Genomic DNA, 25,612 nt, shown 5'->3' with positions numbered 1-25,612 from the left:
CAATGTTCAGTAGAAAGGCCTGTACAGGATTGTACAGGCCTTTTTCGTTGTTCGGAGAACGGGAAGGGCCGCTGGGCTGTACCCGGTGGACGTCAGCTCAGGGTCTCGTCACTGAACTTGCCCACTCCGTATTCACTGCGCCGGAAGAATTTGTCCGGGCTGGGACCGATGATCTGTAGCTCCGGGTTCTTCTGTTGCATGTCCAGGGCAATGCGCATTTCCTTGGTGCAGCCCGTGGAGAAGGTCGAATCCTTCCCTGCCCAGACCGGCGGAATCTTCTTGCCCATGAGTTCGAAGCTGCGCTCGATGTCGGCCACGGTCTGGAAGCGCCAGACGTTCAGCAGGCCACTACGCTGGACGCGTTCCCACATGAACATCAGATCATCGGCATCCATGCCTTCCTCGAAATGCTCGGCTGGATTGATGATGAAGGTGGCTTCGAGCTTTTCGCGCAGGTGTCTGACATGGGTGTCGACCAGCTTGATGGCGGTATCCGTCTGCCCGGGGATGGAGCCGATGACTGCGCTGTAGAACATGACGCTACGTCCGGAGGCTTTGGCCCCTCGCATGGCGGCGATCAGTTCGTCGGCCTTGTCCAGGAGTTGGTACTCGTTGAATTTGACCACGTGCTCTGCGCAGGGCTTGTGATGCAATTGGAATGCACCGTCGGAGTTCCTGTGAAAACACAGAATGTCGCGGGTGAATTCCTGGCCGGTCTGGATCAGCCGCCTGTTGTGGGGTTCTCCCTTTGCCAGGATCAGGTCTGCTTCTTTCCAGGCTCGGGCGAAGGTCACGCTACAGCGATAGAGGTTCAGTTCTTCACGGGTGCCGTCAGAGATGACCAGCAACGGATGTTCGCGCTGGGCCTGGAGCAACTCGTTTTTGCTGGCCCGAGGGTTGGCAAACAGGTGTGCATCCTCCAGGGCTTTGCTCAGCACATGGTCCTGCTCCCAGTCCCAGAATGAAGGGGCTTCGAAATAGAATCCTTCCTTCAGAGCCAGTACCACACGGTGCCCCTGGCGAATGAGTGCCCGGATGATGGGCAGGTCGAACATCAGGCCACCGCTGGTGTCGGGCAGGTAGAGGATGCGCAGGCTGCGCTCCTGCCCGGGTTCGAAAACTGTTTTCAGGATCTGCAGGGCATGGTCGTCGCACAGATCCGTAGCGTTGAGCCGATCGCAGGCGTCCTGATAGTAGGGACCGGTCCAGATATCGCTCAAGGTGGACAGGATAATCAGGCGCGTCAGTTCGATCATGTCCAGCCCGAACCGAAAATCCGTCAGCCGTTCGCAGCGGTGGGACGCATCCGGGCAGATATTGAGCAGCCTGTCCACCTCGGGTGACTCAAGGGCCTCTTGAGCCTGACGATTGTACTTGGCCTTGCGCTCCCTGTACGGATCGGTCAGTCCGCTCTGGGTCAGGAAAATGGTGATGAACCGTTTGATGACCCTGGATGGGATCATGATGGGAGAGACCAGAACCTGACGAAATTTGTGAGCACAGAGCATGAGGATGCGCTTGCGGTCGGCGGAGTCGGCTACAAATTCGCGCACCAGTCCGGCCAGAGCCAGCCATTTGGCGTTGTATTCATCCCTTAGGTCCTGATCCAGATCCGTGTTCAGCAACAGTGGCAGGCGACGGTCCGAGAACGGGCCATAGACCTGGGCTTCACCCTTCAAGGCAACCATGAAGCGAATCTGTTCCGGCGAGGCGTTCTTGCCCGGATCGATGGAATGCTCCAGATTGTTTTCGGTGAGAAAGTGCAGCAGCCATGCGTCAAGAGCCGGTGAACGGCCATAGTGCAGATTTTGGACGCTGGTAAACTCTGAGGAAAAGGGCATGTATTATCTCCGGAACTCTGATGTTATGTTGTACTGTGCACCGTACGATGAAATCTTGAGGACTTGAATCTTTTTTTGACCGCTAAAACCGAGGGTTGCGTGCTTTTGTTGTGGAGAAGGCCCTGTCCTGTTATAGAAAGGTGCGGCTGATGCTGTGGATGAAAAAACCCGATCCTCTGGTCAACAATGCTCCCGAACGGTCCTCATTTTGTGCCTCGCTCTGGTGTCGTGCTCTTCACGGTGCTTGTGCTCGCCGTGTGTTGTCTTTCCGGTTGCGGGAAGAAGTATATTCCTGGCTATGGAGGGGAACCTTCCGGGCCGGTTCTATCCGAACAGGAGGCCCCTGGGATTGATCCTGCCAACCTGCCTGAAGGTTGGGGCTATGTGGATGTCCTCTGCTTCAAGGGTGTGGGGCGCGAGCGTGGTGAACGGGATACCCTGTTCGGCTGCCTGATGCATGCCCGTAACAAGGGGACGGGAACCCTGCGGTTGCCCAAAGGGGTCTATCTGGGCCACGTGGCAGATTTTATTGCAAGAGCCCTGAAATTCTATCATGTTGAAGAACATTTTGAGCATTTGTATGGCTATCGCGTGGTTTTGGCCTTGCGCCCCGCCACACCTGAGGAAATCGCCAAGCACGATAATCGGGATGCCATCCGTTTTGCCGCCGGAACCGCCGGAGAAATCGCTCTGACAGTATTGGGAGCGCCTTTCGTTCCCATCATTGCTCCAGTTGTTTTTGCCTTCGAGGCTGTGGATGCGGATCAGGAGTTTCAGGCCTATCGGCATGAGGCCAAGGCTAAGGGGTTGCCTGAGCCGACTCGTCGTGGTGATGAGATCGTTTCCGAGGAATATGCCGCGCGCTACGGGCGCTATTGGGACCACGTGGCCGGGGATGAGAATGTCCCAAAGGACCGCGTCCCTCTGATGTATATGGTGGAAAGGTGTTATCTCGCCCATCCCGAGGGGGGGCGAACGAATCTGGTCAAGGCTGAGGACTGAGAACCGGAAGGCTTAACGCTCCTGAACGGCCCTGGCGACATCTTCCGGTTTGATCTCCACCATGCAGCGTTCGCCTCGGCGGCAGCCGCGTCCGCCGTGCAGCGAACACGGGCGGCATGCCAAATCCAATTCCAATACCTTGTCTCGTTTCCCGGAAGGGAAAAATCCCCAAGCTTTGGTCGTCGGGCCGAACAGGGCAACGACCTTGGTTCCCACTGCTGTGCCCAGATGCATTGGACCTGAGTCGTTGGTGACCAGTGCGCCGCAGTGCGAAAGCAGGGCGCAGGTCTGGCGAATATCCGTGGAGTTGGTCAGGTCGGTGACCCCCTCGGGCGTTTCATCAGAAAAGAGCGGCGTCTTGTGGCGACCGATGATGACGCAATGCCAGCCCATGCTGCGCAGGTAGGAAATCAGTTCTTCCCAATGGCCGGTCGGCCAGCGTTTGCCAGCATGGGTGGCGTAAGGGTGCAGGGCGCAGACCGGGCCGTTGGCACCAATGGCATCCAGAGTCTGGAGACCTTCCTCCCGTTCCTCGTCGGAGAGCCAGATTCGCGGAGAGAGCAACTCGGGCGCAGGAGTTTCGCTTTCTACTGCGAGGGCATAGCGTTGGGGTACATTCAGGGCCTCCAGCCTTTGTCGGGCCTTTGCCGAGCCGGTGAGTCCGTACAGGCGGCGCGAGATGCTGAACTTGGGATAGCGGCGGATGGGACCGTCCCAGACGACTCCCAATAATCGGGAGCGCAGGGTGCCGTGCAAGTCAAGCAGTCCCCAGCCCTTGTAATTCTTGGCCAGTTCCTTGCGGGCAGAAAGCCAGGCTAGGCCTTTGAGGCTTTTGTCCTCGGGCAGCACGAGCTTCTCGATGGCCGGGTGGCCCACAAGTGCCGGGGCAAAAGGAGGCTTGGTCAGGAAGTGGAATTTCCAGCCCCGCGTGCGATGCAGGTGATCCAGTACACCGGTGGTCAAAGCCACGTCACCCAATGCGGAAAGGCGCATCACCAGCCAGTTCTTGGGTAGATTGTCAGCCATGGGTCACATCCAGTTTGGCGGCTACGTCGTTGAAGACGTGTTCGGGGGAAAGATCGCGCATGCAGCGGTGGTGTCCTTGGGGGCATTGTTTGGGGCCATGCAGGGAGCATGGGCGGCAGTCCAGGCTGGTTTCGATGACTGTGGAGCGCTCCCCGCGTGGGAAGAACCCCAGGTCTTTGACCGTGGGACCGAAGATGGCGGTGACGGGGGTGCCCTGGACCCAGGCCAGGTGCATGGGGCCGGAGTCGCCAGTCAGGTAACAGTTCAGGCGTTTCAACCAGGCGGCGAGCTCCGGCAGGCTGAGGTGCCCGGAGAGGTCGGCGACGCGGTCGTGCTTGTGTGGCGTTTGCGCTCCAGCCACAACACGGGCGGCAACGTCTTCCTCGCCAGGTCCGCCGAAGACCAGGACTCGCGCCCCTGCTTCCACCGCCAGATCAATGACTCTGCTGAAGTAGGCTTCGGGCCATTGTTTGGTGGGCCAGGTGGAGCCGGGGTGGATGCCCAGGACCGGGGCATCATCCATTGCATGGAAATAGGCGGCGGCGTTGGCCAGGGCCTTGTCGGGCAGCACAAGCGTCGGCTCGTGGACCGGTGTCAGGTCCAGAGGGCCGGTCAGGCGGAGTAGGCGTTCGATTTCGTCGAAGCGGGCAAAGGCCCGGTCCACCGTGTGAGTGTAGAAAAAGGAGTTGAAACGTGGCCGATTGTAGCCGATGCGGCGGGGAATGCTGGACCAGCGGGCGATGAGGCCACTGCGCAAGCTGGTGTGTGGGCTGATCCACAGGTCGAATCCCTGGCGAGAAAGATCACGCCCCATGGCGTATGCTCCAGATAGTCCCTTCTGCTTTCCGCGTTTGGCGAAACCGTGCACGGCGGCGAGTTCGGGTTGGGCCGCGAACAGTGGTTCGACTCCCTTGCGAACGTAAAAATGCAGATCGGCATCGGGATAGGCCCGGGCCAGAGTGTGGATCAGTGGCAGGGTCAGTATTGCGTCGCCCAGGAAGGCGGTGTTCCAGATGCCGATTTTCATTCAGCCATCCCGATCTTGGACAACAACCAGCCGCAGGCGGCTTCCAGATCACGTGCAACCACGTGGGGCCAGCCTTCACGTTGTTCGGTCAATTCCATCCAGGCCTCTGTGAGCTCGGGCAGCCCCAGTTTTTGGGCGGAGGCTTGGCCCTTGCCCGTAAGCACCAGCACCGAGGCCGCAAGTTTTGCGTTTAGTCCCAAGGAGACGTCCGCTGTTTTGTCGCCGATCATCACCGTGGTCTCCGGGCTCAGGCCATGGTTCTGAACCAACGTCTCCCAAAGGCCGGTCGCGGGCTTGCGGCAGTTGCAGCATTCTTCGGGGGCGTGGGGGCAAAAGGCCGACCCCCCAATGTGCACACCATTTATTTTAAGGATATGGTCCAGGCGTTGCTCCACCGCATGGTAATCCTTTTCATTAAAGTAACCGCGTCCAATGCCGGATTGGTTGGTGGCGATATAGAGGCTCATCCCTGCCTGTGTTAAGCTGGCTAACGCCCTGGCCGCTCCGGGAAGCAGTTCCACACCGTCAGGGTCGTGCAGATAGTGCTTGTCGTGGATGACCGTACCGTCGCGGTCCAGAATGATGGTTTGGATATTTTTCATGTTGTCTTATTCCTGCCATGGGATGAACTCCATAGCGGTACGGGTCTCTTTGTGGGGCATGAGGCGGCTTGAAGTCAAGGACGAACCCATGTCGTCCGAGCAGGTGTTCGGGCGGCGGGAAGCCCCGTCGGGCGGTCACTTGTGCAAATATTGTCTCTTGCACGGGGTGTGGGGCTCTGTTACATCGCTAAGGAGAAAAGCCATGGAACAATGCTTATCGGATAAACCACGCCCTGCGCGATTGACTGCTGCCCGTCTTGGGTGGCTTGCGGCTGCGGCTGTTCGAGGTCACAGGAAGGTCTTAACATGTTTGACCTGATTTTGGCCGTTGGACTTGCAGTTGGTATTTCAGCCTTCTGCTCCGTAACCGAGGCTGTCCTGTATTCCGTGCCCTGGAGTCGCATTGAACAACTGCGCGAATCAGGCCGGAAATCGGGCAATATTCTCTATACACTGCGGTCGGATGTAGAGAAGCCTATTGCAGCGATTCTTTCGCTGAACACCATTGCCAATACTGCCGGGGCCGCCATTGCCGGAGCCGCAGCGGCCCGTGTGTTCGGGCAGGAATCCATGGGGATTTTCGCCGCAGCCTTTACGGTGCTGATCCTCGTGTTCTCTGAAATCATGCCCAAAACTATTGGGGTTCTTTACGCCCGCAATCTTGCGCCAGTATTGGCTAGTCCCCTTATGGGGCTGATTTGGATTTTGTCCCCCATAATTTGGGTGCTGGGGTTGATGTCCGGCATGGTGCGCAGGACCAGCGGCCCCAAACATACCGAGGCGGATATCTCTGCTCTGGCCAGCCTGACGCGACGCTCCGGGGTGCTCAAGCCCTTTGAGGAAGCTTGTATCAAGGGGATTCTGGCTCTGGACGAGAAAATCGTCCGCGACATCATGACCCCACGGACCGTTGTGTTTTCGCTGCCAGCCGAAGAGATCGTGGGCAACACCCGGGCCGAGAAGAGTGTTTGGCCCTATAGCCGGGTGCCGGTCTACGAGGATGGCAATCCCGAGGATATCGTGGGTGTGGTCTATCGTCGTCAGGTGCTTCAGGCACTGGCCGAGGACAAGGATGACCTGCGTGTTTCCGAGCTGATGAAGCCTGTTAAATTCGTGCTGGATTCCCTGCCTCTGGACAAGATGTTGATCGGTTTTCTGGAGTCGAGAATACACATTGCCGTCGTGTTGGATGAATGGGGCGGAGTGGCCGGAGTGGTCTCGCTAGAGGACGTGCTCGAGGAACTTCTGGGCAAGGAAATTGTGGATGAGACCGACGAGGTCGTCGATACCCGCGCTTTGGCGCGGACCCAACGCGAACAACTGGTACGCGGCACCAAAAAGCCGCGAGGAAATATAAATGGCGAAGAAGAATAGCAAAGGGATTTATGTTGCCGCCCTGTGCCTGTTGTTGGGCGGACTGGGCTGGTTGCTCTTTTCGGGAGTGACCGAGAATAGCGTGTATTTTGTCAATGTTTCCGAAGCGTTGACCATCGAGCCTTCCAAGCTCGCCAACGCCCGCCTGTTCGGCTCCGTGGACGCCAGGGATATCCAGGGTGGCCCGGGCACCATGGGTGTGTCTTTTCTCCTGGTGGATAAGGATGACACCACGAAATCCATGATGGTGACCTATAAGGGCGCGGTGCCCGACACCTTCAAGGCCGGAGTGGAAGTTATTGTTGAGGGCGGATTGAATCCTGCCAATGGCGTTTTCGTGGCCAAGACACTGATGACCAAGTGTCCTTCCAAATACCAGAAGATTCGCGATGAGGAAAAGGCGGACAAGGGCTAGAGGCCCGCGTTCGTCCCGGTTTAGCCAAGAAGTCCTGGCGACCCCCTACCGAGGTATCATATGCAGTTGATCGGATTTTTTTGTCTTGCAGTAGCGCTTCTCATCACCGTTGGTTCGGGATTGGCCTGCGCCTGGGGTCTGTGGACCCGGCGCGAGGAGCCCGTGCGTATTGCCGAGTATGGCCAAAGCGGCGCCATGCTGCTGTTCGGCATGGCCTGTGCCATCTTGCTCAGAGCCCTTGTGGCACGTGATTTTTCTTTTCAGTATGTGGCTTCGTACACCGACACCTTCCTGCCCATGTTCTATGCGGTTACCGCCTTCTGGGCCGGGCAGGCCGGGTCGTTCCTGTTCTGGGCCGTATGCGTGGCCGTCATGGCGGGTATTTTCTCCCAGACAAAAAGCTATCGTGACCTGACGCCGCAGACCAAGGCCTGGTTTTGGCTGCTGCATGCAGGCGTGCAGGCGTTTTTCCTGCTGGTCCTCGTTGGCCCCACCAACCCGTTCCTGACTCTGGACCCGGTTCCCGCAGAGGGGACGGGCCTGAACCCGCTGCTCAGAAACCCAGGCATGATCTTCCATCCGCCGCTGCTGTTTTTTGGCTATGCCGGTTTCACCGTCCCCGCCTGTCTGGCCGTGGCGGTCTGGATTACCGGAGATCCCAAGGGCTGGCTGTCTGCCGGGCGTAACTGGAGCCTTGTCTCCTGGTTGTTTCTGACTTCCGGCATCGTCCTCGGTGCCTGGTGGTCCTACATGGAACTGGGCTGGGGCGGATACTGGGCCTGGGATCCTGTCGAGAATGCCTCGCTGATCCCCTGGCTGGCGGCAACGGCTTTCCTGCATACTGCCGTGATTCAGAATCGCCGTAATGCCCTGCACAAGACCAATGTCTTCTTTATTGTGTTGACGCTGCTGCTTTGTTTCTTCGCAACATATGTGGTGCGAAGTGGAGTGATCGACTCCCTGCATGCCTTTGGAGATGGTGGTGTCGGTGGTCCGCTGCTGACGTTCATGATTGCCATGCTGGCCATCGGAGCCATCGGAGCCCTGCAGGGCAAGGACAAGACCGCTAGACAGTTGGACGAATTCCTGTCTCGCCAAGGCCTGCTTCTGGTTGCCGCGTGGCTGTTCCTGGCCGTGGGTGTGGTGGTTCTGCTGGGCACCATGTGGCCTGTGATTTCCAATATCTGGAGCCCGAACCCGCAGGGGATGGACGCGGGTTTCTACAACCGGGTCTGCCTGCCGTTGTTCACCCTCATGGCTCTGTTCCTGGTCTTCTGTCCCTGGTTGGGCTGGAAGGGTGGGCTGCGGAACAAGAAGATGTTCCTGGCCGTGGCAGCAACCTTGATTCCTGCCGCCGGGTTCTTCTGGAGCTTGGGCGTGCACGACATGCTTCCCCTTGTTGCCGCGTCGTCGGCGACTTCGGCCCTGGCTGGCATCGTGGCCTTGTTTGCGACTCAGCCCTTCATGCGCCGTTCGCGCATGATGTGGGGTGCGTACGGCGTGCATGTCGGCCTTGCCTTGATGGTGCTGGGTATTGCCTTCTCTGGTCCGTACAAGCAGGAGATTGAGACTGTTCTTGCCAAGGGCGAGAGTGTGACCCTCGGTGCCTATGAATTCACCTACACCGACCATCATGAGCATGCCGATCAGAGCATGGCCCGTTTCGAGGCCTATCTGGACGTGAGCAAGGACGGTAAACCCTTTGGGCAGCTCAGACCCGAGCGGCATCAGTACCGGAACTGGCAGCAGGCCTTTGCCGAGGTTTCCGTGATTCCGTCTCTGGGTGACGAGGTCTATTCCACGGTGCTGGGGCACGACAAGGAAGGGAAGGCTTCGTTCAAGATCAGTGTGAATCCGCTGGTGAACTGGGTCTGGATCGGCGGTACGCTGATGACCCTGTTCCCGTTGCTGGCCCTTGGGCGCAGGAAGCAGGACTAGCAATGCTCATTCGGTTGGCTGATGTTTCCAAATTCTACGGGTCAAAGCTCGTGTTCAAGAAACTCTCGCTGGAGCTGCCCGCTGGCAACGTGCTGTTGCTGGTGGGTGCCAATGGCGCTGGCAAGTCAACGTTGCTGCGGATCATGGCTGGATTGTCACGTCCATCCACCGGAGAGGTCAGCTTGGACATCGGACCTGAGAAGACGGGCTATGTTGGCCATCAAACCTTTATCTATGCAAAGCTCTCGGCCGTGGAGAACCTCCGTTTCTGGGCCGGGCTCCACGGCCTGGATACAAGTGAAAAAGCCATGCTGGAGGCCCTGGACCGCGTGGGGCTCAAGAAGGCAGCCTTTGAAGAGGCTGGCAGCTTCTCCCGGGGCATGGCTCAGCGTTTGTCTTTGGCCCGGGCGTTCATGACCCGTCCCGACTTGCTGTTCCTGGATGAACCCGGAACCGGCCTGGATAAGCGTTCCACCGCCGTGTTGCACCGCGAGATTGAGGGCGCGCGTGAGCGGGGAGCGGGAGTTGTCTGGATCAGCCATGACGTGTCCGGCGATTTGAAACGGGCGGATCTGGTGTTTGCCATTGCCGGCAAGGGCTGTGGATATTTTGGTCCGGCGGCAGACTATGTGCCCACCGGAGCCGTGGCCGAGGAGGGCGCATGATCGGCGGTGCCCTGGCGATAGCCAGAAAGGACTTGCGCCTGATTTTGTCCGGTGGAGTGGGCCTGGCCCAGCCTGTGTTGCTGGGACTGCTCCTGATTTTTGTGTTCAGTCTGGCGCGCCCCACGGGTGAGTTGGTGCCTCCGCAGGCCGCTGCCGGTGTGTTTTGGCTGGCTAGTCTGTTCTCACAGGTCCTAATTTTCAATACGCTGTACGGATTGGAAGAGCATAACGGGACGCGTTTGGCACTCTTGTTGTCTCCGGTGCCCGTGCATGCGATCTGGTTGGGCAAGGCCCTGGCCGGTTGGCTGCTGCTGATGACGGCCCAGTTGGTGTTTTTTCCGGCGGCCATGGTTTTTTTGGGGCAGTCCGTGCAGGGTTCTCTGCCCCAGATGTTGCTCATGCTGGGGTTGGTGGACTGGGGCGTTGTTGTACTGGGAGCGCTTCTGGGTGCGCTGGCACAGGGGCAGGCGGCAAAAGAGAGCTTGCTTACCGTGATCCTGTTTCCGCTTCTGGTGCCTTTGCTCATGGCCGGGGTTCGTGTCTTTGGAGTTGCCTTTGCGGGCGAGGATGTGGACGTCTCCGGCTGGATAGGATTGGCCGGAGCCTTTGACGCGGCTTTCTCCGGCGCGGCGTTGTTCTTGTTTCCTTTCGTCTATAGTGGAGAGGAATAATTTTATGTCTTTTGGAGTGCGTGAATCTTTTTTTGCTATTGAAAATGATTTGCTGCAGTTCTCAAGATATGTTGATTTTAGCGAAGGGAATTTGCAGGTTTTTTCATATGAGTTAGCTCGGCTACTGCTCATTATTGGATCTGAAGTTGATATAGCATTTAAGGTGCTATGTAAGAAACTGTGCGGAGAGAGTGAGTTTAAGGGGATAAGTCAATATAAGAAATGTTTGCTCAGTCGGGATCTTTGGATTGATGATGATAATCGCCTCTTCAATCCTCAATCTCCACTTGATGAGACAGATAAAGTATATATGCCTAGGCATCATCTGACGTTGTTTCCATGGGCTGGTTTTTCTTTGGATGATTCGCCAAAGTGGTGGAAGTCTTACAATGCTGTGAAGCATGACAGATTGTCTTCGAGCGATGCCGCAAGCCTTAAAAATGTTTTATTAGCTTCTTCTGCCCTTTTTTATATTGTGAGTAGTCTGGGACATATACAAAACAAATTGTTTTGGGATGATAACTCAGTAAAGCCAGGCTTGCGATTGTTTGTAATGAAAGGATTTATGTCAGGAAGTGATCATGTTGAAATCAGATGACGGCAACTGGCTGACTCCCGTATCCATACTGGCAGCGATCATGATCTGTGTGGCTCAGTATTTTATCTGGGTTTATGCGCCGGTGGAAATGACCATGGGGCCGGTCCAGAAGATTTTTTATCCGCACATCGGGCTGGCCTGGTGGTCGCTCTTCAGCTTTCTGGTGGTGTTTGTCGCGGGCATCGGATTCCTGGCGCGACGGACCCCGTTCTGGGACAATCTAGGCGCCGCAGCCGCTGAGGTGGGCGTTTTGTTCTCAGGTTTGGCACTCGTGCTGGGCATGATCTGGGGCAAGGCCTCCTGGGGCGTGTGGTGGACCTGGGATCCGCGACTGACCACCACCCTGGTCATGTGGTTCGTGTATTGCGGTTATCTGATTTTACGGGCTAGCGGACTGGGCGGCGAACGCCGCGCTACCGTGACCGCTGTGGTGGGCATCGTGGCCTTCCTGGATGTGCCACTGGTGTTCTTGTCCGCACGCATGTGGCGCAGTATCCATCCCTCGGTCTTCAAGCGGGAAGGCGGCGGGCTGGAACCCGAGATGCTGACCACCATGTTTGTCTGTTTGGCAGCCTTTGGCCTGCTGTGGCTGGCCATGACTGCATTCCGGGCGCGACAGCTCGGGCAGGCCGAACGTTTGGATGCAGTGGCCCGTGCTTCTGTGGATGGCTGAGCCAAGAATATTTGTGTTGAACGATTGATTCCAGAGCCTGCCCGATGACGAAATGGGCCAAATGGAGCCAGAGTGTGTGTCAGGCATGCATTATGGCTGTGAGTTGGCCCGGGGCGGTGACGCTCATATGGAGCTTCCGGCAGGCAGAAAGGAGGATATGATGGACTACCAGACTTACTTACTTGCCGCCAATATAGCCATCTGGCTCGGCGTCGGTGGATATCTGGCCTTCCTGGCCGCGCAGCAGCGCAGGCTGAACACCCGCATCCGTCAAATGGAGCAGCTCTCCGATGGGTAGAAAGCAGAAAATCAAAGCCGAGCGTAAAGCACAGCAGCAGGCCGAAGTGGCCAGCGAGCCTCGGATGCCCTCTCTGTCCGGCGGGGCAAAGTTGGTATTGTTTATTGCCGTGGTCGGACTTGCGGCCACTCTGATCTGGTCCGTCGGTTATCGGGCGGATCATCCCTCTATGACCATGAAGCCTCGCCAGAAGCAGGCTGCGGATCACAGCAATGAGAGTCCCATGGGCGACATGGGCATGATCACCGAGCTGATGAAGAAGCTTGAAGAGAACCCCAAGGACGTGCACACGCTGCATACCCTGGGTGAGCAGTTTATGCGCATGCAGGCCTGGGATCGCGCGGAGGCATTGTTGGCCCGTGCCCTGGTTGTGGAGCCCAGTAATGTGCAGGTGCTCAATCTGTTGGGCATTACCGAGTTCAACTTGAAGCGTTTTGAAGACGCTGCAGGAAAATTCGAGATGATTCTCGAGCTTGAGCCCGACAATGTGATGTCCAAATACAATCTGGGCATTTTGTATGGACATTTCCTGGACAATAAAACCAAGGCTGCCGGATATCTGCAATCCGTGATCGATTCAGCGGGCGTGGATGAACAGACTCGCAAGCAGGCTCAAGAGGCCATCAAGGAACTCGATCAATAAGCATTATGGAACCTCATGGTTTCTGACGGCCCCGGAGGAAAACCTCCGGGGCTGTTTCGTTTTGTGGGTATTTGAGGGGGTGGATTGACAAAAAAAGTAAAATAGACTGGTTTGCCCGACGGATAGATTAAAGATTTGACAATGGAGTAAGCCTCATGGCAATTATTTTTTCCTGAGATAGAAAAGTGTCGATGCGGCGGGGCGGGTGGCCCCTTCGGCCCATCCCGGGCGTAATCGGCACTTTCGGGGGACCGCCCCCCGTTGGATCAACTTTTCGTGGAGGTTTCAAATGAGGAATGGATGGTGGAAAGCCATTTTACTGGCCTGCGTGATCGCGCTGATGAGTGCACCCGCATTTGCAAAAACCGTTAAAATCGCTTGTGCGTCCCCCTTCACCGGACCTGCCGCCGCTTATGGCGACAACGTGAAAGCCGGTGTGGAAATCAAGGTTGACGAAGTCAACGCCGCTGGCGGAATCAATGGTGCTCAGGTTGAAGTCGTCTGGATGGACGAGCTTTGCGACCCCAAGGAAGCCGCCACCGTGGCCACCAAGATTGCCCGTGACGAAGAGATCGTCGGTATCGTCGGTCACCTGTGTTCCTCCGCTCATTTGGCCGCACTGCCCACCTACGTGCGCAAGGGTATTGCCGCTATTTCCCCCACCGCTACCAACGTCACCATTTCGGACCTGAACAAGGACCGCAAGGGGGTCGTTTGGTCCTTCCGTGATGTTTACCGTGACGATTACCAGGGCCAGTTCCTGGCCAAGTACGCCAACAAGGCCCTGGGCCTGAATAAGGTTGCCGTGTTCTACGAGAACAACGACTACGGCATCGGCCTGAAGGACGCCTTCGTGGGCGAAGCCCAGGCTCTTGGTATGGACGTCGTGGGCGTGGAGGCCTACGTCAAGGGTACCACCGATTTCACCCCCCAGCTGACCAAGCTGAAGGGTGCTTCTCCTGAAGGTATCTTTATTTCTGGTTATTATAACGAGGGCGCACTTATCGCCACCCAGGCCAAGAAAATTGGTATGAATGTCGTGAAGTTCGGTGCTGATGGCCTGGACAACGGCGACTACATCAAGCTTGCTGGTGATGCCTCCGAGAATACCTACCTGACCACTCCGTTCATAGCTGATGCTGCCAACGACATCGGCAAGAAGTTCATCGAGACCTTCACCGCTCGCTACAAGCGTGATGTTGACTACATGAGCGTCAACGCTTATGACGCCGCAGGCATCCTGCTCCAGGCTATTGAAAAGGCCGGTACCGACCGCACCAAAATCCGCGATTACATGGCGGCTATGACGACTCCCGAAAAGGGCTTCACCGGTGCTTCTGGTCTGACCTACTTCAATGAGCATGGCGACGCCCAGAAATCTGCCTTCGTAAAGATGGTCAAGGGTGGCAAATTTGCCACCGCCGACAAGCAGCTCTAATCAGAGCTGTCGCATCGACGATAAGCGAGACAGGCTGGGCTTAGCCCCAGCCTGTTTCTTTATTTATTAATCGGGCAGAGTAGCGTATGAATCCCGAAACCGGTGGGTGATCCCCTGCCCGCCTAGCCTCGATTATCTCGGAGTGTCCTCTTGTTAGACCAGTTCCTGCCTCAACTCGTGAACGGTCTCACCTTGGGAGTGATCTATGCGATGATCGCCGTCGGCTATACCATGGTCTACGGTGTCATTGAATTGATCAACTTCGCCCATGGCGAGATCTATATGTTTGGCGCATTTTTCTGTGTGATGTTCATTTCCGTTTTTGGGGTGCCGTTTTACCTGGCCATTGTCATGGCCATGGGCTGTTGCGCGGTGATGGGTATCCTGCTGGATATCGTCGCTTATCGACCACTACGCAATGCACCTCGCCTGGCCGCACTGATTACGGCCATCGGTATGTCCATCTTCCTTCAAAACCTTGCCATGGTCATCTGGGGCAGCCGCTCCCTGCCGTTTGTGCAGGATGCCGTGCCCGCTTATTTGAACGAGACGGCATTGAATATGGGTGATGTGTATCTGACCTGGCTGCAGGTCTTTATTTTTGCGGTCACCATCGTGATGATGCTGGGCCTGTTCTTCATCATCACCTACACGAAGATCGGCACGGCCATGCGCGCCCTGGCGCAGAACAAGACCGCTGCCGCTCTGATGGGCATCAACGTCAATTTCGTGATCTCGTTTACCTTTGCCCTTGGCTCGGCCTTCGGTGCCATGGCGGGCATTTTGGTCTCCGTCTATTACAATACATTATATCCCACAATGGGTTACGTTGCGGGAGTCAAGGCTTTTGCGGCTGCGGTGCTGGGGGTATCGGCTCGGTTCCGGGCGCCATGCTGGGTGGCTTGGTCCTGGGTGTTGCCGAGGCCTTGGGTGCCGGTTATGTCTCGTCGCTGTATCGTGATGGTGTCGCCTATGCGGTGCTGATCGCGGTCATCCTCTTCAAACCTTCTGGTCTGCTCGGCAAGTCCGTTGTAGACAAGGCATAGGGGAACGACATGCAGCGTAAACTCTTTCTTGTTTTTCTGATCGCGGCTCTGATCTATCCTCTGGCGCCATTCAGCAATGATTATCTCCTGCACGTCATGACGTTGGTCATGGTGTACATGGTTCTGGCCATGGGACTGAATATCGTCCCGGGTTTTTGCGGCCTGCTGGATCTTGGCTACGTCGGATTCTTCGGTATCGGGGCCTATACCTCTGGCCTGTTGACCGTGCACTACGGCATGTCGTTCTGGTTGATTGTTCCTCTGGCTGCTGCCAATGGAGCGCTGTGGGGGACATTGCTCGGTGCGCCAACGCTACGGCTGACCGGCGACTATTTTGCCATCGTCACCTTCGGCTTCTCGGAGTTGGTGGTGCTGTTCCTGACGAACGAAATCTGGCTGACCCGTGGCCCGCTTGGCTTGCCCGGCATCGAGCCTGTGAGCCTGAACCTCGAATTCCTGAATCCTGACTGGTTCTGGTATTTTGATGGTGAAGCTCCGTATTTCTATCTGGCGGTTATCATGGTGGCCTGTGTGTATTTCCTCCTTAAACGGGTGGAGGATTCACGTCTTGGACGAGCCTGGTTCGCCATTCGCGAAGACCCGCTGGCCGCTGCCAGTTGTGGCGTGAATATCCTGAACTACAAGGTCATCGCCTTTGCCATTTCCGCAGCCATTGGAGCTGTTGGTGGTTCCTTCTTTGCTCGCTGGCACCTGTTCCTTTCGCCTGACATGTTCAAATTCTGGGAGTCTTTCCTGGTCCTGTGCATGGTGGTTCTCGGTGGTCTGGGTAACCTGCGCGGCGCATTGATTGGTGCCGTGATCATGGTCACTCTGGGCGAGGTGTTGCGTGAGATGCTTCCTGTCTTGGGATTGCCTCCGGAAACCCGCTTCCTGGCCTATGGTCTGGTCATGGTGTTTATCATGCGCTTCAAGCCTGCGGGCTTCTTCCCGGCCATTGCATCGAGCAGCAAGACCAACCCACAGCTTGTGGCATTGGGAAAGCGACTTAGTCAGACTTATGGAGGCGCAAGTGGATCCGATTCTTAAAATAGATTGCGTCACCAAGCGCTTCGGTGGCCTGATGGCGTTGGCCGAGGCGGACTATGAAGTTCGCCGGGGCGAGATTCTGGGCCTCATCGGCCCCAACGGTGCAGGCAAGACCACCATGTTCAACTGCATTGCGGGGGTCTATACCCCTTCCGATGGTCAGGTGGTCTTCAGCCCGGAACCGGGCACGAATATCGTGACCAATGGTTTCAAGCCTGAAAAAATCACCAAGCTGGGCATTGCCCGCACCTTCCAGAATATCCGGCTATTCAATGATCTGACCGTGTTGGACAACGTGCGTCTTGGTTGTCACTGTCGGACTTCGTCCAATTTCTTCGGCGCTGTGATTCGCACGGCATCCCAGAAGCGCGAGGAACAGTTGATTATTGACTCTGCCATGCGTTGGCTGGAGTTCGTTGGCCTGGGCAAGGATGCGCTCAGTGGTGCTTCCAGTCTGTCTTATGGTGACCAGCGTCGTCTGGAGATTGCACGAGCCCTGGCCACGGAGCCTAAGCTGATCATGCTGGACGAACCCGCCGCTGGAATGAACCCCCAGGAAACCCAGATGCTCATCAGCCTCATTCAGGATATTCTGAATGAGGGCATTACTGTTGTGCTTATCGAGCACGACATGAAACTGGTGATGACCATCTGCGAGCGACTGGTGGTGCTGGACCACGGCATGCTCATTGCCGAGGGCAGTCCCAAGTCCGTTCGCGAGAATCCGAAGGTGATCGAAGCCTATCTGGGACGGGGAGCCGCCAATGCTTAAAGTTGATAATATTCATACATATTATGGCAGCATTCATGCCTTGAAGGGCGTCTCTCTGGAGATCAACGAGGGTGAGATCGTGACCCTGATCGGTGCCAACGGCGCTGGCAAGTCCACGACGCTCATGAGTATCTCCGGTGTGACCCGGGCCAAGAAAGGCAGCGTCACCTTCATGGGCAAGGATATCACCAAGGTTTCCACCGATAAAATTGTCGCCATGGGCGTGACCCAGGTCCCCGAAGGGCGTATGATATTCCCGGCGCTGACCGTGGAAGAGAATCTGCTCATGGGCAGCTATTTGCGCAAGGACAAGGACGTTGTCGTCAAGGACAAGCGTATGGTCTACGAGCTGTTCCCGGTGCTGTCCGAGCGCCGCAAACAGCACGGCGGTACGTTGTCCGGTGGTGAGCAGCAGATGCTGGCCATTGGCCGGGCCCTGATGGCGCGGCCTGCGCTGCTGTTGCTGGATGAACCATCCCTGGGCCTGGCGCCCATCGTGGTGGAGAACATTTTTGAGGTTATCAAGAAAATCAACTCGACCGGAACCACCGTGCTGCTCGTTGAGCAGAATGCACAGATGGCTTTGGCCGCAGCTGACAGGGCATACGTACTCGCTACTGGCGAGGTGATCATGGAGGGGACCTCCGAGGAGCTCCTGAACGACCCCAAGGTGCGCGCTGCGTACCTTGGCGAAGAGTAGAGCGACCCTCCTGGAATATTGTAATCGGCGCATGCGCCAACGGAGAGATTCATGGAGAAGATCGCCCATCGAGGCCTGACCTTCGACGACGTGCTGATGCTTCCTGCTTATTCGGAAGTACTGCCCGATGCCGTGGATGTGAGTACCTGGCTCGCCCCCGGTTTGAAGCTCAACATCCCGCTGATCAGTGCGGCCATGGACACGGTGACCGAGTCCGAGATGGCCGTTGCGCTGGCGCGCCAGGGCGGAGCCGGCGTAATTCACAAGAACCTGACCATCGAACAGCAGCGTCTGGAAGTGGAAAAGGTCAAGAAATCCGAGTCCGGCATGATTCTGGACCCTGTGACCATCGATCCCGAGATCACCGTAGCCGAGGCTTTGCTCGTCATGGCCCGTTACAAGATCTCCGGACTGCCCGTGGTCAAGGGTGACCAGCTGGTAGGCATCCTCACCAACCGCGATGTGCGTTTCGTTACCGATTCGGACATTCTGGTGCGCGACGTGATGACCTCCAACAATCTGGTGACCGTGCCCGTGGGCACCACTCTGGAACAGGCCAAGGCCTATCTCCATGAGAATCGTATCGAGAAGCTCCTGGTTGTTGAACAAGGCCAGTTGAAAGGCCTGCTGACCATCAAGGATATCGAGAAGATCAAGAAGTACCCCATGGCCTGCAAGGACGATCATGGTCGCCTGCGCGTGGGTGCTGCCATTGGTGTGGGCGGAGACCGTGACGAACGCGCAGAAGCGCTGGTTCAGGCCGGTGTGGATTTCCTGGTGCTGGATTCAGCCCATGGTCATTCTGCGAACATTCTGCGCTCCGTTGCCGCCGTGAAGAGTGCCTATCCCGATGTCGCTTTGGTGGCAGGTAATGTGGCAACCTATGAAGGTGCCAAGGCCTTGATCAAGGCTGGCGCGGATACCGTCAAGGTTGGTATCGGTCCCGGTTCCATCTGCACAACTCGTGTAGTGGCCGGAGTGGGCGTGCCCCAGATCACCGCGATCATGGAAGCCGCCAAAGCCTGTCGCGAAGCCGACCGCTGCCTTATCGCAGACGGTGGCATCAAGTTCTCGGGTGACATCGTCAAGGCCCTTGCCGCTGGTGCCAACTCGGCCATGATGGGCTCCATGTTCGCTGGGACCGAGGAAAGCCCTGGTGAGACCATTCTCTATCAAGGCCGGACGTACAAGATCTACCGTGGCATGGGCTCCATTGATGCCATGCGCGAAGGCAGCTCCGACCGCTATTTCCAGGAGAAGCAGGCCAGCGAAGACAAGGAAGACATGGCGCGTCAGACCGGTGAGCGTTTGTCCGACAGCTCCAAAAAACTGGTGCCCGAAGGCATCGTGGGACGTGTCCCCTACAAGGGCACCGTGACCGACAGCATCTATCAGTTGATGGGTGGTATCCGTTCCGGTATGGGCTACACCGGTTGCCACACTATCGCCGAGATGGAAGAGAAGGTGCAGTTTACCCAGATTTCACCGGCCGGTCTGCGCGAAAGCCACGTGCATGATGTGATCATCACCAAGGAAGCACCGAACTATCGAGTGGATTCCTACTAACATACGGAATTTGAATTATGAGTAATACCGACAGCGTCGTCATTCTGGACTACGGCTCCCAGTATACCCAGCTGATCGCACGCCGCGTGCGCGAGGCCGGAGTCTACTCCGAGATCCTGACCTGCGAGGCGTCCCTGGAAGAGATCAAGGCCCGCGATCCTCAGGCTATTATTTTCTCCGGTGGACCGGCCAGCGTGCTGGGCGAGGATTCCCCCGAGTTGCAGCAGGGTGTGCTAGAGCTGGGTCTGCCCGTGCTGGGTATCTGCTATGGCATGCAGCTTCTGGCTCACAATCTGGGTGGCAAGATCACCGCCAGCGAGGACCGTGAATACGGCCGCGCCGAGCTGGAAATCACCTCCTATGGCGATTGCCCCCTGTGGGATGGCCTGAAGGAACAGGATGTTCACAACGTCTGGATGTCCCATGGAGACCATGTCGAAGAGCCGCCCCCGGGCTTTGAAGTCGTGGCCCAGACCCCCAGCGTGGCCGTGGCTGCCATGGCCAATGCCGCCAAGAAAATCTACTGCCTGCAGTTCCACCCCGAGGTGGCGCACACCGATGACGGCAGTTTGATTCTGTCCAACTTCCTGTTCAAGGTGGCTGGTCTGTCTCCGGACTGGACCATGAGTTCGTTTGTGGACTCCAATGTGGCTCAGCTGCGTGAAGCCATTGGTGAGGACGAGCACGTGGTCTGCGGCCTCTCCGGCGGCATCGACTCCACCGTGGTTGCCCTGCTGCTGCACAAGGCCATCGGCAAGCGCCTGACCTGCATCTTTGTGGACAATGGCCTGCTGCGGATGAACGAGGGCGAGGAAGTCATCGGCTACCTGCGTGAGCATTTCGATCTGAATCTGATTTGGGTTCAGGCCCAGGACGAGTTCCTCGGAGAGCTGGCTGGCGTCGAAGATCCCGAGAAAAAGCGCAAGATCATCGGCTACAAGTTCATCGAGATTTTCGACCGCGAGGCCGCCAAGATCGAGAACGTGAAATACCTGGCTCAGGGAACATTGTACCCTGACGTCATTGAGTCCATCAGCTTTAAGGGTGGCCCCAGCGCAGTCATCAAGAGTCATCACAATGTGGGTGGCCTGCCTGAAACCATGAAGCTCAAGCTTGTGGAACCGCTGCGTGAGCTGTTCAAGGACGAGGTTCGGCGCGTGGCCGTGGAACTGGGCCTGCCCGATTCCATCATCTGGCGTCATCCCTTCCCCGGTCCCGGCCTTGCCATCCGCATCATCGGTGAGATTACCGAGGAACGGCTGGACATTCTGCGCCGTGCGGACAAGGTTGTGCAGACCGAGTTGCATGCCTCCGACTGGTACCGAAAAGTCTGGCAGGGATTCGCTGTTCTCTTGCCCTTGAAGACCGTCGGGGTTATGGGTGATGACCGTACCTATGAAAATGTGGTGGCGTTACGCGTCGTTGACAGTCTTGATGCCATGACTGCGGACTGGACCCGCCTGCCTTCCGAGGTGTTGGCGAAGATGTCCAACCGCATCATCAATGAAGTCAAGGGAGTCAACCGGGTTGTGTTTGATATCTCCTCGAAGCCTCCGGGAACCATCGAGTGGGAATAGGCTGCAAGCCGACTTCACATATGTTTTGATGGCGGGCCGTGAGGCCCGCCCTGAACTTCTGCTAACCCAAGGTGAATCATGTTTGGAATCGGCACGATGGAATTGCTTGTCATCTTTGTGGTGGCACTGATCGTCATTGGTCCCCGAAAGCTTCCGCAGATGGCCCGCTCCATGGGTAAGGCCTTTGGTGAGTTCAAGCGCGTCAGCGCCGATGTGAAGCGTACCATCGACACCGAGGTGGACAAGGTCGAGCGCCAGGAGAAGAAGGTCAAGGCCAAGAGTGAACTCATGGCCGAGGACGCTGCTGCCTCCATGCAGGAAAAGTCCGGTTCTGATGCTGACGCTGGTGACGCTGCCAAGACTGTCGAAGCTATGGACGTGACCCCGGAACCTGCGGCTACGGCCTCCAAGGAAGCCTAGTTGATCGTGGCTTTTGTACGACCTGAAACGAGAGTTCTTGTAACTATCAGCTAACCCTCTCTCTCACCCCGCGGACACACATGAGCGACGACAAACAGAATCCTGAACTTGAAGAGTCCGAGGACACCGCCCAGGCAGAGATGGACGAACAGGAAGTTGCCCAGTTGGGCGCTGCTGCCGACGACGCTGCCTCTGATTCCGAAGCCTCCGATGCCGACTCCGAAGAGGAAGAAGAGGGCGAGCTTCAGGAAATGGGGCTTCTGGACCACCTGGATGAACTGCGCAAGCGAGTCACCAAGGCCGCGCTGGCGTTCATCATCGGTACCTGCGCAAGCTATGCCTTTGCCGAACATCTTTTTGGTTACCTGATCATCCCGCTCAAAAGCGTACTGGGTGAAACCGAGCAGCTCATCTACACTGGACTAGCTGAAGGATTTATCACCTACATCAAGCTGTCGGCCATCGCCGGTTTCTTTGCCATGAGTCCCTTTATCTTCTATCAATTCTGGGCCTTTGTTGCTCCGGGGTTGTATAAGGAAGAGCGTCGCTGGGTGGCCCCCATTGCGTTGTTTACGGCCTTGTTCTTTGTGGGCGGTGCGTGCTTTGGCTATTTCAAGGTCTTCCCCATTGCCTTCGAATTCTTTGCCGGATTCGAGAATGAGTCCATCAAGCTGTTACCCTCGGTCAAGGAGTACCTGTCCCTGGCCATCAAGTTGCTGTTTGCATTTGGTATTTCCTTTGAATTGCCACTGGTTATCTTTTTCCTGGCACGGTTGGGGATCGTGGACGCCAAGGGGCTGCGGAGCAAACGCAAGTACGCCATCCTGATGGCCTTTGTGGTTGCCGCCATGCTGACCCCACCGGATCCGTTCTCCCAGGGCATGATGGCTGGTCCGCTGATCATCCTGTATGAGATTGGTATTCTGGCTGCGCACTTCTTCGGCAAGAAGAAGCCTGTGCCCGAGGATGAGGAAGAGTCTGCCGAAGAGGTAGCCTAGCTCTACGGAATTATTGGGAACGGCCGCGCTTAGCGCGGCCGTTCTTTTTGACTGCATGGAAAAAAACGTGCATCTTTCTTTGTTCCTGATACAATTTACAGACCTGACGGGAGTGTCAATATGAACACCCGGAATGCCCGCTACGAGCGTGCTACCAAAGAGACCGACATTACGGTGGAGTTGAACCTCGACGGCTCGGGCAAGACCGAGATCGCTACGGGGATGGGCTTTGCCGACCACATGCTGACTCTGATGGCCTTTTGGGCCGGTATGGATCTCAAGCTGACCTGCAAGGGTGATATTGAGATTGATGCCCACCACAGCCTGGAGGACATCGGCCTATCGCTGGGGCACGCCATGGCGGAAGCCTTGGGCGACAAAGCCGGGATTGGTCGTGTGGGCAATGCCAAGGTGCCCATGGACGAGGCCCTGACCGAAGTGTGCATTGATATTTCCGGCAGGCCCTATCTCGTGTACGAGGATGGGCCGGTTCCGGCGCTCATCGCGGGCGAGGAGAAGGACGTTTGGCGCGAATTCTTCAAGTCCGTGGCGCAGCGCGCCGGGATGAACCTGCACGTGAATTTCCTTTATGGCCGTAACGGTCATCACCTGCTGGAAAGCGCGTTCAAGGGCTTTGGCCTCGCGCTACGACAGGCCATGGCATTGGGGCGTGAAGGCGTGCTGAGCACCAAGGGGAGCCTGGACTAATGACTTATTTACGTCGTGTTGCCACTGCCGCGCTGCTAGCGGTGTGTGCGATGTTTGTGCTGGCTTCGTGCCAGCGGCCGCATACTGTCATTGAAGGCCCTGCGGGAACCTTGGCTGTGGCCGGGTTCTTTCAGCCGGAGTCGAATCGCGATCTGATGGCGGGTTATCTGCCAGAAAATCCGATTCACATGGATCGCAAGGTGCTTAACGAGCTTGATGCTGGTTTATCCGCCGCCTTGGCCAAGGGAGAATCCAAGGCTTGGATCAGGCCTGCCAAGGTTGATCACTGCCGGACTTTGGTTCTGGAGCGTTCGAAGGGCAAGGTTGTTGCGGCTTTCGCGCATTGGCTGGAAGTGGCCAAATGCGTCGAGGCGGACTGGTTGCTGGTGCCGCAAGTGACGTACCTGCGCGAGCGTGAAGGCTCTGAGGTGTCGGTGCAGAACGCCGCATCCGTGACGCTGGACCTGTTCCTGATCAGTGTGGCAGACGAGTCCATCGCCGCTCGCTATCACTTCGAGGAAACGCAACTTTCCCTGACTGAAAATATCCTCGACGCGGGCAAGTTCGTGCGCCGGGGTGGAAAATGGATAACAGCCCTTGAGCTCGCCCGAGAGGGCATGGAGCGCGGGGTGAAGGAGTTTGGACTGTGATTGTTTTTCCCGCCGTCGATATCAAGGACGGTCAGTGCGTCCGTCTGAAACAGGGCCTTGCCGATCAGGTGACAGTCTTTGCCGATGATCCGGCGGAGATGGCGTTGCATTGGGCCGAACTGGGCGCTCAGTACCTGCATGTGGTTGATCTGGATGGAGCCTTTTCCGGACTGCCTGCCAATTTTGATCTGATCAAGCGTATTTGTTCCGAGATCGGGATTCCCGTTCAACTCGGCGGCGGCATTCGTGACCTGCGCACAGCACAGGCCTATATCAAGGCCGGTGTGACCCGTTTGATTATCGGGACCATGGCCCTTGAGGACCCCGAGGAATTCGGCCTGCTGTGCAAGGAGTTTCCGGGCAAGATCGGAGTGTCTCTGGATGCCGTGGACGGCAAATTGAAGACCAAGGGCTGGGTCGAAGATTCCGGTCAGACCGTATTTGATGTGTTGCCCCGCCTTGAAGAGCAGGGTGCGGCATTTATCATCTATACCGATATCAGCCGCGACGGCATGCAGACCGGCGTGAACGTCGAAGGGCTGGAAAAGCTTTGCGAGGCCACGACGATCCCGGTGATTGCTGCCGGAGGCGTGACCAATATGGACGATATCAAGGCGTTGTATCCGCTGGGTCCCAAAGGTCTGGAAGGGGCCATCACTGGCCGAGCCATCTATGCGGGCACCTTGTCTTTGACTGAGGCCAATGATTGGTTGGTGGACCAAGGCTGATTGAATAAAAACGCTGAAAAACAGCCATCTGCTTTGTCTCTTCGAAAAACTCAACATCTTACGTATGTGTGTAATACGCTGCGATCTTGAGTTTTTCTTGATCCTTGCATCTGACTATTTTTGAGCGCTTTTCAGAGAATCTTCATTCCAACGACAAGGAGATGATCATGAAGAAGCTTGAAATCAACGGCATGAGTTGCAGTCATTGCACGGCATCGGTCTTTGAGGCTCTGGACAAGATCGAGGGCCTGCGAAATATCGGTGTCAGTCTGGAAGACAAGTGCGCCACCTTCAAGGCGCCCGACAGCGTAACCGAGGAGCAGTTGAAGGCGGCCATCACGGCCATCGGCTTCGAGGTGGGTGAATACACCGAAGATTAGTACGGGGCACTACCCCGGTCGCCGCAAAGGATGAGATGTTCTTTTGCGTATAAATGATTATTGAAAGCCGCCTCCTGACTGGGGTGCGGCTTTTTATACATGGACTGTTTTCGCCTCCGGTTGACCACGGGTAGCTAGGTGGCTGAGAAATCGCGTATTTGGCTTTGGGTTTTATTCTGATTCAGCCAGTGCATGGTTGCAATTCGACACAAAAAAAGCCCGCCCCGCGTGAAGCGGAGCGGGCTTGACCCTCTTGCGTCAGTATCATCCCGCAACCAGTGGTGCGGACAAATCTCTGCTGGCGTCCAGATAATCCCGGGCAATCTGAGGCAAGGCTTCGCGCTGTTCAGGCGGGGTGTTTGGCCCCTGGTGGTCGAATTCAGTAATGGCCTTGCGGAAAGCTGGAGACAAAACCCGAAGGATGTTCAGGGCGACCATCCCTTCTGTGGGATCCAGAGATCCCTTTTCGATTTTGTCATCCAAATAACGGCAGACCGCAAAGAAGGATTCTAGCCTGCGTTTGGAAGACATGATGCCGATTCCCGGCATGTTAGCGAGTGCTTCTGTAGCTGCATCAAGGGCGGCATCGAAGCAGTCGTGGATATCAAATTCGAGATCAGCGGTGATTTTGCCGTGCTCATACAGCCAGGCAATGAATGTTTCTTTGGAGATCATGGTGGGCCTCCACCTGTCATATTTTCCCTTTACGACAGAATACATGAAAGCTTCATGCCGGGCAATGTGTCAGAAATAAAAAAAACGGCGAATCCCTAAGGGAAACGCCGTATATTGATTTTCTTGTTAAGAGG

At 56.7% G+C, this 25,612-nt stretch carries 27 protein-coding genes and 1 pseudogene; 23 read left to right on the top strand and 5 right to left on the bottom strand.

The window, feature by feature from the left end; translation table 11 throughout:
• Positions 1-92 precede the first annotated feature (92 nt).
• Positions 93-1,841: an ARMT1-like domain-containing protein gene (locus EL361_RS08275; protein WP_126378428.1), complete on the bottom strand. Its 1,749-nt coding sequence runs from the start codon at positions 1,839-1,841 to the stop codon at positions 93-95.
• 186 nt (positions 1,842-2,027) lie between these two features.
• Here EL361_RS08275 and EL361_RS08270 point away from each other — a divergent pair, with 186 nt between their 5' ends.
• Positions 2,028-2,843, top strand: coding sequence for a hypothetical protein (locus EL361_RS08270; protein WP_126378426.1), 816 nt, complete (start codon positions 2,028-2,030; stop codon positions 2,841-2,843).
• Positions 2,844-2,855: 12 nt separating this feature from the next.
• On the opposite strand, the gene EL361_RS08265 is transcribed toward EL361_RS08270, so the two are convergent.
• From EL361_RS08265 to EL361_RS08255, 3 genes are read right to left on the bottom strand one after another with little or no spacing between them, the layout of a single operon-like run.
• Entirely contained in the window at positions 2,856-3,869 is a 1,014-nt protein-coding gene (locus tag EL361_RS08265) for a glycosyltransferase family 9 protein (RefSeq protein ID WP_126378424.1), read from the bottom strand.
• Positions 3,862-4,896 (bottom strand): lipopolysaccharide heptosyltransferase II, encoded by a 1,035-nt coding sequence (gene waaF / locus EL361_RS08260; protein WP_126378422.1) that lies wholly within the window; start codon positions 4,894-4,896, stop codon positions 3,862-3,864. Before waaF ends, EL361_RS08265 begins: the two co-directional genes overlap by 8 nt.
• On the bottom strand, positions 4,893-5,498 hold the full coding sequence (locus tag EL361_RS08255; RefSeq protein WP_126378419.1) for a D-glycero-alpha-D-manno-heptose-1,7-bisphosphate 7-phosphatase: 606 nt from the start codon (positions 5,496-5,498) through the stop codon (positions 4,893-4,895). The genes waaF and EL361_RS08255 overlap by 4 nt, the downstream gene beginning before the upstream one ends.
• Before the next feature lie 306 nt (positions 5,499-5,804).
• Between EL361_RS08255 and EL361_RS08250 the strand changes: the two genes are divergently transcribed.
• From EL361_RS08250 to EL361_RS08145, 22 genes and pseudogenes are all read left to right on the top strand, one after another.
• A complete protein-coding gene (locus EL361_RS08250) occupies positions 5,805-6,872 on the top strand; it encodes a hemolysin family protein (protein ID WP_126378417.1) in 1,068 nt (355 codons plus the stop codon).
• Positions 6,856-7,287, top strand: coding sequence for a cytochrome c maturation protein CcmE (locus tag EL361_RS08245; RefSeq protein WP_126378415.1), 432 nt, complete (start codon positions 6,856-6,858; stop codon positions 7,285-7,287). Before EL361_RS08250 ends, EL361_RS08245 begins: the two co-directional genes overlap by 17 nt.
• A 60-nt stretch (positions 7,288-7,347) precedes the next feature.
• Positions 7,348-9,225 (top strand): heme lyase CcmF/NrfE family subunit, encoded by a 1,878-nt coding sequence (locus EL361_RS08240; RefSeq protein WP_126378413.1) that lies wholly within the window; start codon positions 7,348-7,350, stop codon positions 9,223-9,225.
• A 2-nt stretch (positions 9,226-9,227) separates the two neighbouring features.
• A complete protein-coding gene (gene ccmA / locus EL361_RS08235; RefSeq protein WP_126378411.1) occupies positions 9,228-9,890 on the top strand; it encodes a heme ABC exporter ATP-binding protein CcmA in 663 nt (220 codons plus the stop codon).
• A complete protein-coding gene (locus tag EL361_RS08230) occupies positions 9,887-10,561 on the top strand; it encodes a heme exporter protein CcmB (RefSeq protein ID WP_126378409.1) in 675 nt (224 codons plus the stop codon). Before ccmA ends, EL361_RS08230 begins: the two co-directional genes overlap by 4 nt.
• A 4-nt stretch (positions 10,562-10,565) precedes the next feature.
• Complete coding sequence (locus EL361_RS08225; RefSeq protein WP_126378407.1) at positions 10,566-11,159, top strand: hypothetical protein; 594 nt, start codon at positions 10,566-10,568, stop codon at positions 11,157-11,159.
• A complete protein-coding gene (gene ccsA / locus EL361_RS08220; RefSeq protein ID WP_126378405.1) occupies positions 11,143-11,832 on the top strand; it encodes a cytochrome c biogenesis protein CcsA in 690 nt (229 codons plus the stop codon). Before EL361_RS08225 ends, ccsA begins: the two co-directional genes overlap by 17 nt.
• An 85-nt stretch (positions 11,833-11,917) precedes the next feature.
• Positions 11,918-12,130: a CcmD family protein gene (locus EL361_RS17355; protein WP_338031077.1), complete on the top strand. Its 213-nt coding sequence runs from the start codon at positions 11,918-11,920 to the stop codon at positions 12,128-12,130.
• Entirely contained in the window at positions 12,123-12,773 is a 651-nt protein-coding gene (locus tag EL361_RS08210) for a tetratricopeptide repeat protein (protein WP_126378403.1), read from the top strand. Before EL361_RS17355 ends, EL361_RS08210 begins: the two co-directional genes overlap by 8 nt.
• 289 nt (positions 12,774-13,062) lie before the next feature.
• Entirely contained in the window at positions 13,063-14,211 is a 1,149-nt protein-coding gene (locus EL361_RS08205) for an ABC transporter substrate-binding protein (RefSeq protein ID WP_126378401.1), read from the top strand.
• 210 nt (positions 14,212-14,421) lie between these two features.
• Positions 14,422-15,257 (top strand): annotated as a pseudogene (locus tag EL361_RS08200) (branched-chain amino acid ABC transporter permease).
• 9 nt (positions 15,258-15,266) lie between these two features.
• Complete coding sequence (locus EL361_RS08195) at positions 15,267-16,304, top strand: branched-chain amino acid ABC transporter permease (RefSeq protein ID WP_126378399.1); 1,038 nt, start codon at positions 15,267-15,269, stop codon at positions 16,302-16,304.
• Positions 16,288-17,076 carry an ABC transporter ATP-binding protein gene (locus EL361_RS08190; protein WP_126378397.1) on the top strand — a complete coding sequence of 263 codons (789 nt, stop codon included), beginning with the start codon at positions 16,288-16,290 and terminating at the stop codon, positions 17,074-17,076. The genes EL361_RS08195 and EL361_RS08190 overlap by 17 nt, the downstream gene beginning before the upstream one ends.
• On the top strand, positions 17,069-17,776 hold the full coding sequence (locus EL361_RS08185; protein ID WP_126378395.1) for an ABC transporter ATP-binding protein: 708 nt from the start codon (positions 17,069-17,071) through the stop codon (positions 17,774-17,776). Before EL361_RS08190 ends, EL361_RS08185 begins: the two co-directional genes overlap by 8 nt.
• Before the next feature lie 51 nt (positions 17,777-17,827).
• Entirely contained in the window at positions 17,828-19,342 is a 1,515-nt protein-coding gene (gene guaB, locus EL361_RS08180; RefSeq protein ID WP_126378393.1) for an IMP dehydrogenase, read from the top strand.
• A gap of 17 nt (positions 19,343-19,359) precedes the next feature.
• Complete coding sequence (gene guaA, locus EL361_RS08175) at positions 19,360-20,919, top strand: glutamine-hydrolyzing GMP synthase (protein WP_126378391.1); 1,560 nt, start codon at positions 19,360-19,362, stop codon at positions 20,917-20,919.
• Between the two features lie 96 nt (positions 20,920-21,015).
• Entirely contained in the window at positions 21,016-21,339 is a 324-nt protein-coding gene (gene tatB, locus EL361_RS08170) for a Sec-independent protein translocase protein TatB (RefSeq protein WP_232034908.1), read from the top strand.
• Between the two features lie 251 nt (positions 21,340-21,590).
• On the top strand, positions 21,591-22,337 hold the full coding sequence (gene tatC / locus EL361_RS08165; RefSeq protein ID WP_420810704.1) for a twin-arginine translocase subunit TatC: 747 nt from the start codon (positions 21,591-21,593) through the stop codon (positions 22,335-22,337).
• Positions 22,338-22,457: 120 nt separating this feature from the next.
• Positions 22,458-23,045, top strand: a complete 588-nt coding sequence (gene hisB, locus EL361_RS08160) for an imidazoleglycerol-phosphate dehydratase HisB (RefSeq protein WP_126378386.1) — start codon at positions 22,458-22,460, stop codon at positions 23,043-23,045.
• Entirely contained in the window at positions 23,045-23,695 is a 651-nt protein-coding gene (locus EL361_RS08155; protein WP_126378384.1) for a hypothetical protein, read from the top strand. The genes hisB and EL361_RS08155 overlap by 1 nt, the downstream gene beginning before the upstream one ends.
• The gene (hisA, locus tag EL361_RS08150) at positions 23,692-24,423 is read left to right on the top strand and encodes a 1-(5-phosphoribosyl)-5-[(5-phosphoribosylamino)methylideneamino]imidazole-4-carboxamide isomerase (protein ID WP_126378382.1); all 732 of its coding nucleotides are present in this window, start codon (positions 23,692-23,694) and stop codon (positions 24,421-24,423) included. The genes EL361_RS08155 and hisA overlap by 4 nt, the downstream gene beginning before the upstream one ends.
• 167 nt (positions 24,424-24,590) lie before the next feature.
• Positions 24,591-24,803, top strand: coding sequence for a heavy-metal-associated domain-containing protein (locus tag EL361_RS08145; RefSeq protein WP_126378380.1), 213 nt, complete (start codon positions 24,591-24,593; stop codon positions 24,801-24,803).
• A 264-nt stretch (positions 24,804-25,067) separates the two neighbouring features.
• Here the strand turns inward: EL361_RS08145 and EL361_RS08140 are convergent, their stop codons facing one another.
• Complete coding sequence (locus EL361_RS08140) at positions 25,068-25,478, bottom strand: hypothetical protein (RefSeq protein ID WP_126378378.1); 411 nt, start codon at positions 25,476-25,478, stop codon at positions 25,068-25,070.
• Positions 25,479-25,612 lie beyond the last annotated feature (134 nt).

The organism is Desulfovibrio ferrophilus, assembly GCF_003966735.1.
GTDB classification, from domain to species: Bacteria; Desulfobacterota; Desulfovibrionia; order Desulfovibrionales; family Desulfovibrionaceae; genus Desulfovibrio_Q; species Desulfovibrio_Q ferrophilus.
The sequence above is the reverse complement of the archived record's forward strand: the minus strand, read 5'-3'. Positions and strand labels throughout refer to the sequence as shown.

What these genes read in the sequence shown, in the direction of transcription:
- EL361_RS08275 (WP_126378428.1), bottom strand. Translation starts at nt 1,841, where the DNA reads ATGCCCTTTTCCTCAGAGTTTACCAGCGTCCAAAATCTGCACTATGGC.
- EL361_RS08270 (WP_126378426.1), top strand. Translation starts at nt 2,028, where the DNA reads ATGCTCCCGAACGGTCCTCATTTTGTGCCTCGCTCTGGTGTCGTGCTC.
- EL361_RS08265 (WP_126378424.1), bottom strand. Translation starts at nt 3,869, where the DNA reads ATGGCTGACAATCTACCCAAGAACTGGCTGGTGATGCGCCTTTCCGCA.
- waaF (WP_126378422.1), bottom strand. Translation starts at nt 4,896, where the DNA reads ATGAAAATCGGCATCTGGAACACCGCCTTCCTGGGCGACGCAATACTG.
- EL361_RS08255 (WP_126378419.1), bottom strand. Translation starts at nt 5,498, where the DNA reads ATGAAAAATATCCAAACCATCATTCTGGACCGCGACGGTACGGTCATC.
- EL361_RS08250 (WP_126378417.1), top strand. Translation starts at nt 5,805, where the DNA reads ATGTTTGACCTGATTTTGGCCGTTGGACTTGCAGTTGGTATTTCAGCC.
- EL361_RS08245 (WP_126378415.1), top strand. Translation starts at nt 6,856, where the DNA reads ATGGCGAAGAAGAATAGCAAAGGGATTTATGTTGCCGCCCTGTGCCTG.
- EL361_RS08240 (WP_126378413.1), top strand. Translation starts at nt 7,348, where the DNA reads ATGCAGTTGATCGGATTTTTTTGTCTTGCAGTAGCGCTTCTCATCACC.
- ccmA (WP_126378411.1), top strand. Translation starts at nt 9,228, where the DNA reads ATGCTCATTCGGTTGGCTGATGTTTCCAAATTCTACGGGTCAAAGCTC.
- EL361_RS08230 (WP_126378409.1), top strand. Translation starts at nt 9,887, where the DNA reads ATGATCGGCGGTGCCCTGGCGATAGCCAGAAAGGACTTGCGCCTGATT.
- EL361_RS08225 (WP_126378407.1), top strand. Translation starts at nt 10,566, where the DNA reads ATGTCTTTTGGAGTGCGTGAATCTTTTTTTGCTATTGAAAATGATTTG.
- ccsA (WP_126378405.1), top strand. Translation starts at nt 11,143, where the DNA reads ATGTTGAAATCAGATGACGGCAACTGGCTGACTCCCGTATCCATACTG.
- EL361_RS17355 (WP_338031077.1), top strand. Translation starts at nt 11,918, where the DNA reads ATGCATTATGGCTGTGAGTTGGCCCGGGGCGGTGACGCTCATATGGAG.
- EL361_RS08210 (WP_126378403.1), top strand. Translation starts at nt 12,123, where the DNA reads ATGGGTAGAAAGCAGAAAATCAAAGCCGAGCGTAAAGCACAGCAGCAG.
- EL361_RS08205 (WP_126378401.1), top strand. Translation starts at nt 13,063, where the DNA reads ATGAGGAATGGATGGTGGAAAGCCATTTTACTGGCCTGCGTGATCGCG.
- EL361_RS08195 (WP_126378399.1), top strand. Translation starts at nt 15,267, where the DNA reads ATGCAGCGTAAACTCTTTCTTGTTTTTCTGATCGCGGCTCTGATCTAT.
- EL361_RS08185 (WP_126378395.1), top strand. Translation starts at nt 17,069, where the DNA reads ATGCTTAAAGTTGATAATATTCATACATATTATGGCAGCATTCATGCC.
- guaB (WP_126378393.1), top strand. Translation starts at nt 17,828, where the DNA reads ATGGAGAAGATCGCCCATCGAGGCCTGACCTTCGACGACGTGCTGATG.
- guaA (WP_126378391.1), top strand. Translation starts at nt 19,360, where the DNA reads ATGAGTAATACCGACAGCGTCGTCATTCTGGACTACGGCTCCCAGTAT.
- tatB (WP_232034908.1), top strand. Translation starts at nt 21,016, where the DNA reads ATGGAATTGCTTGTCATCTTTGTGGTGGCACTGATCGTCATTGGTCCC.
- tatC (WP_420810704.1), top strand. Translation starts at nt 21,591, where the DNA reads ATGGGGCTTCTGGACCACCTGGATGAACTGCGCAAGCGAGTCACCAAG.
- hisB (WP_126378386.1), top strand. Translation starts at nt 22,458, where the DNA reads ATGAACACCCGGAATGCCCGCTACGAGCGTGCTACCAAAGAGACCGAC.
- EL361_RS08155 (WP_126378384.1), top strand. Translation starts at nt 23,045, where the DNA reads ATGACTTATTTACGTCGTGTTGCCACTGCCGCGCTGCTAGCGGTGTGT.
- EL361_RS08145 (WP_126378380.1), top strand. Translation starts at nt 24,591, where the DNA reads ATGAAGAAGCTTGAAATCAACGGCATGAGTTGCAGTCATTGCACGGCA.
- EL361_RS08140 (WP_126378378.1), bottom strand. Translation starts at nt 25,478, where the DNA reads ATGATCTCCAAAGAAACATTCATTGCCTGGCTGTATGAGCACGGCAAA.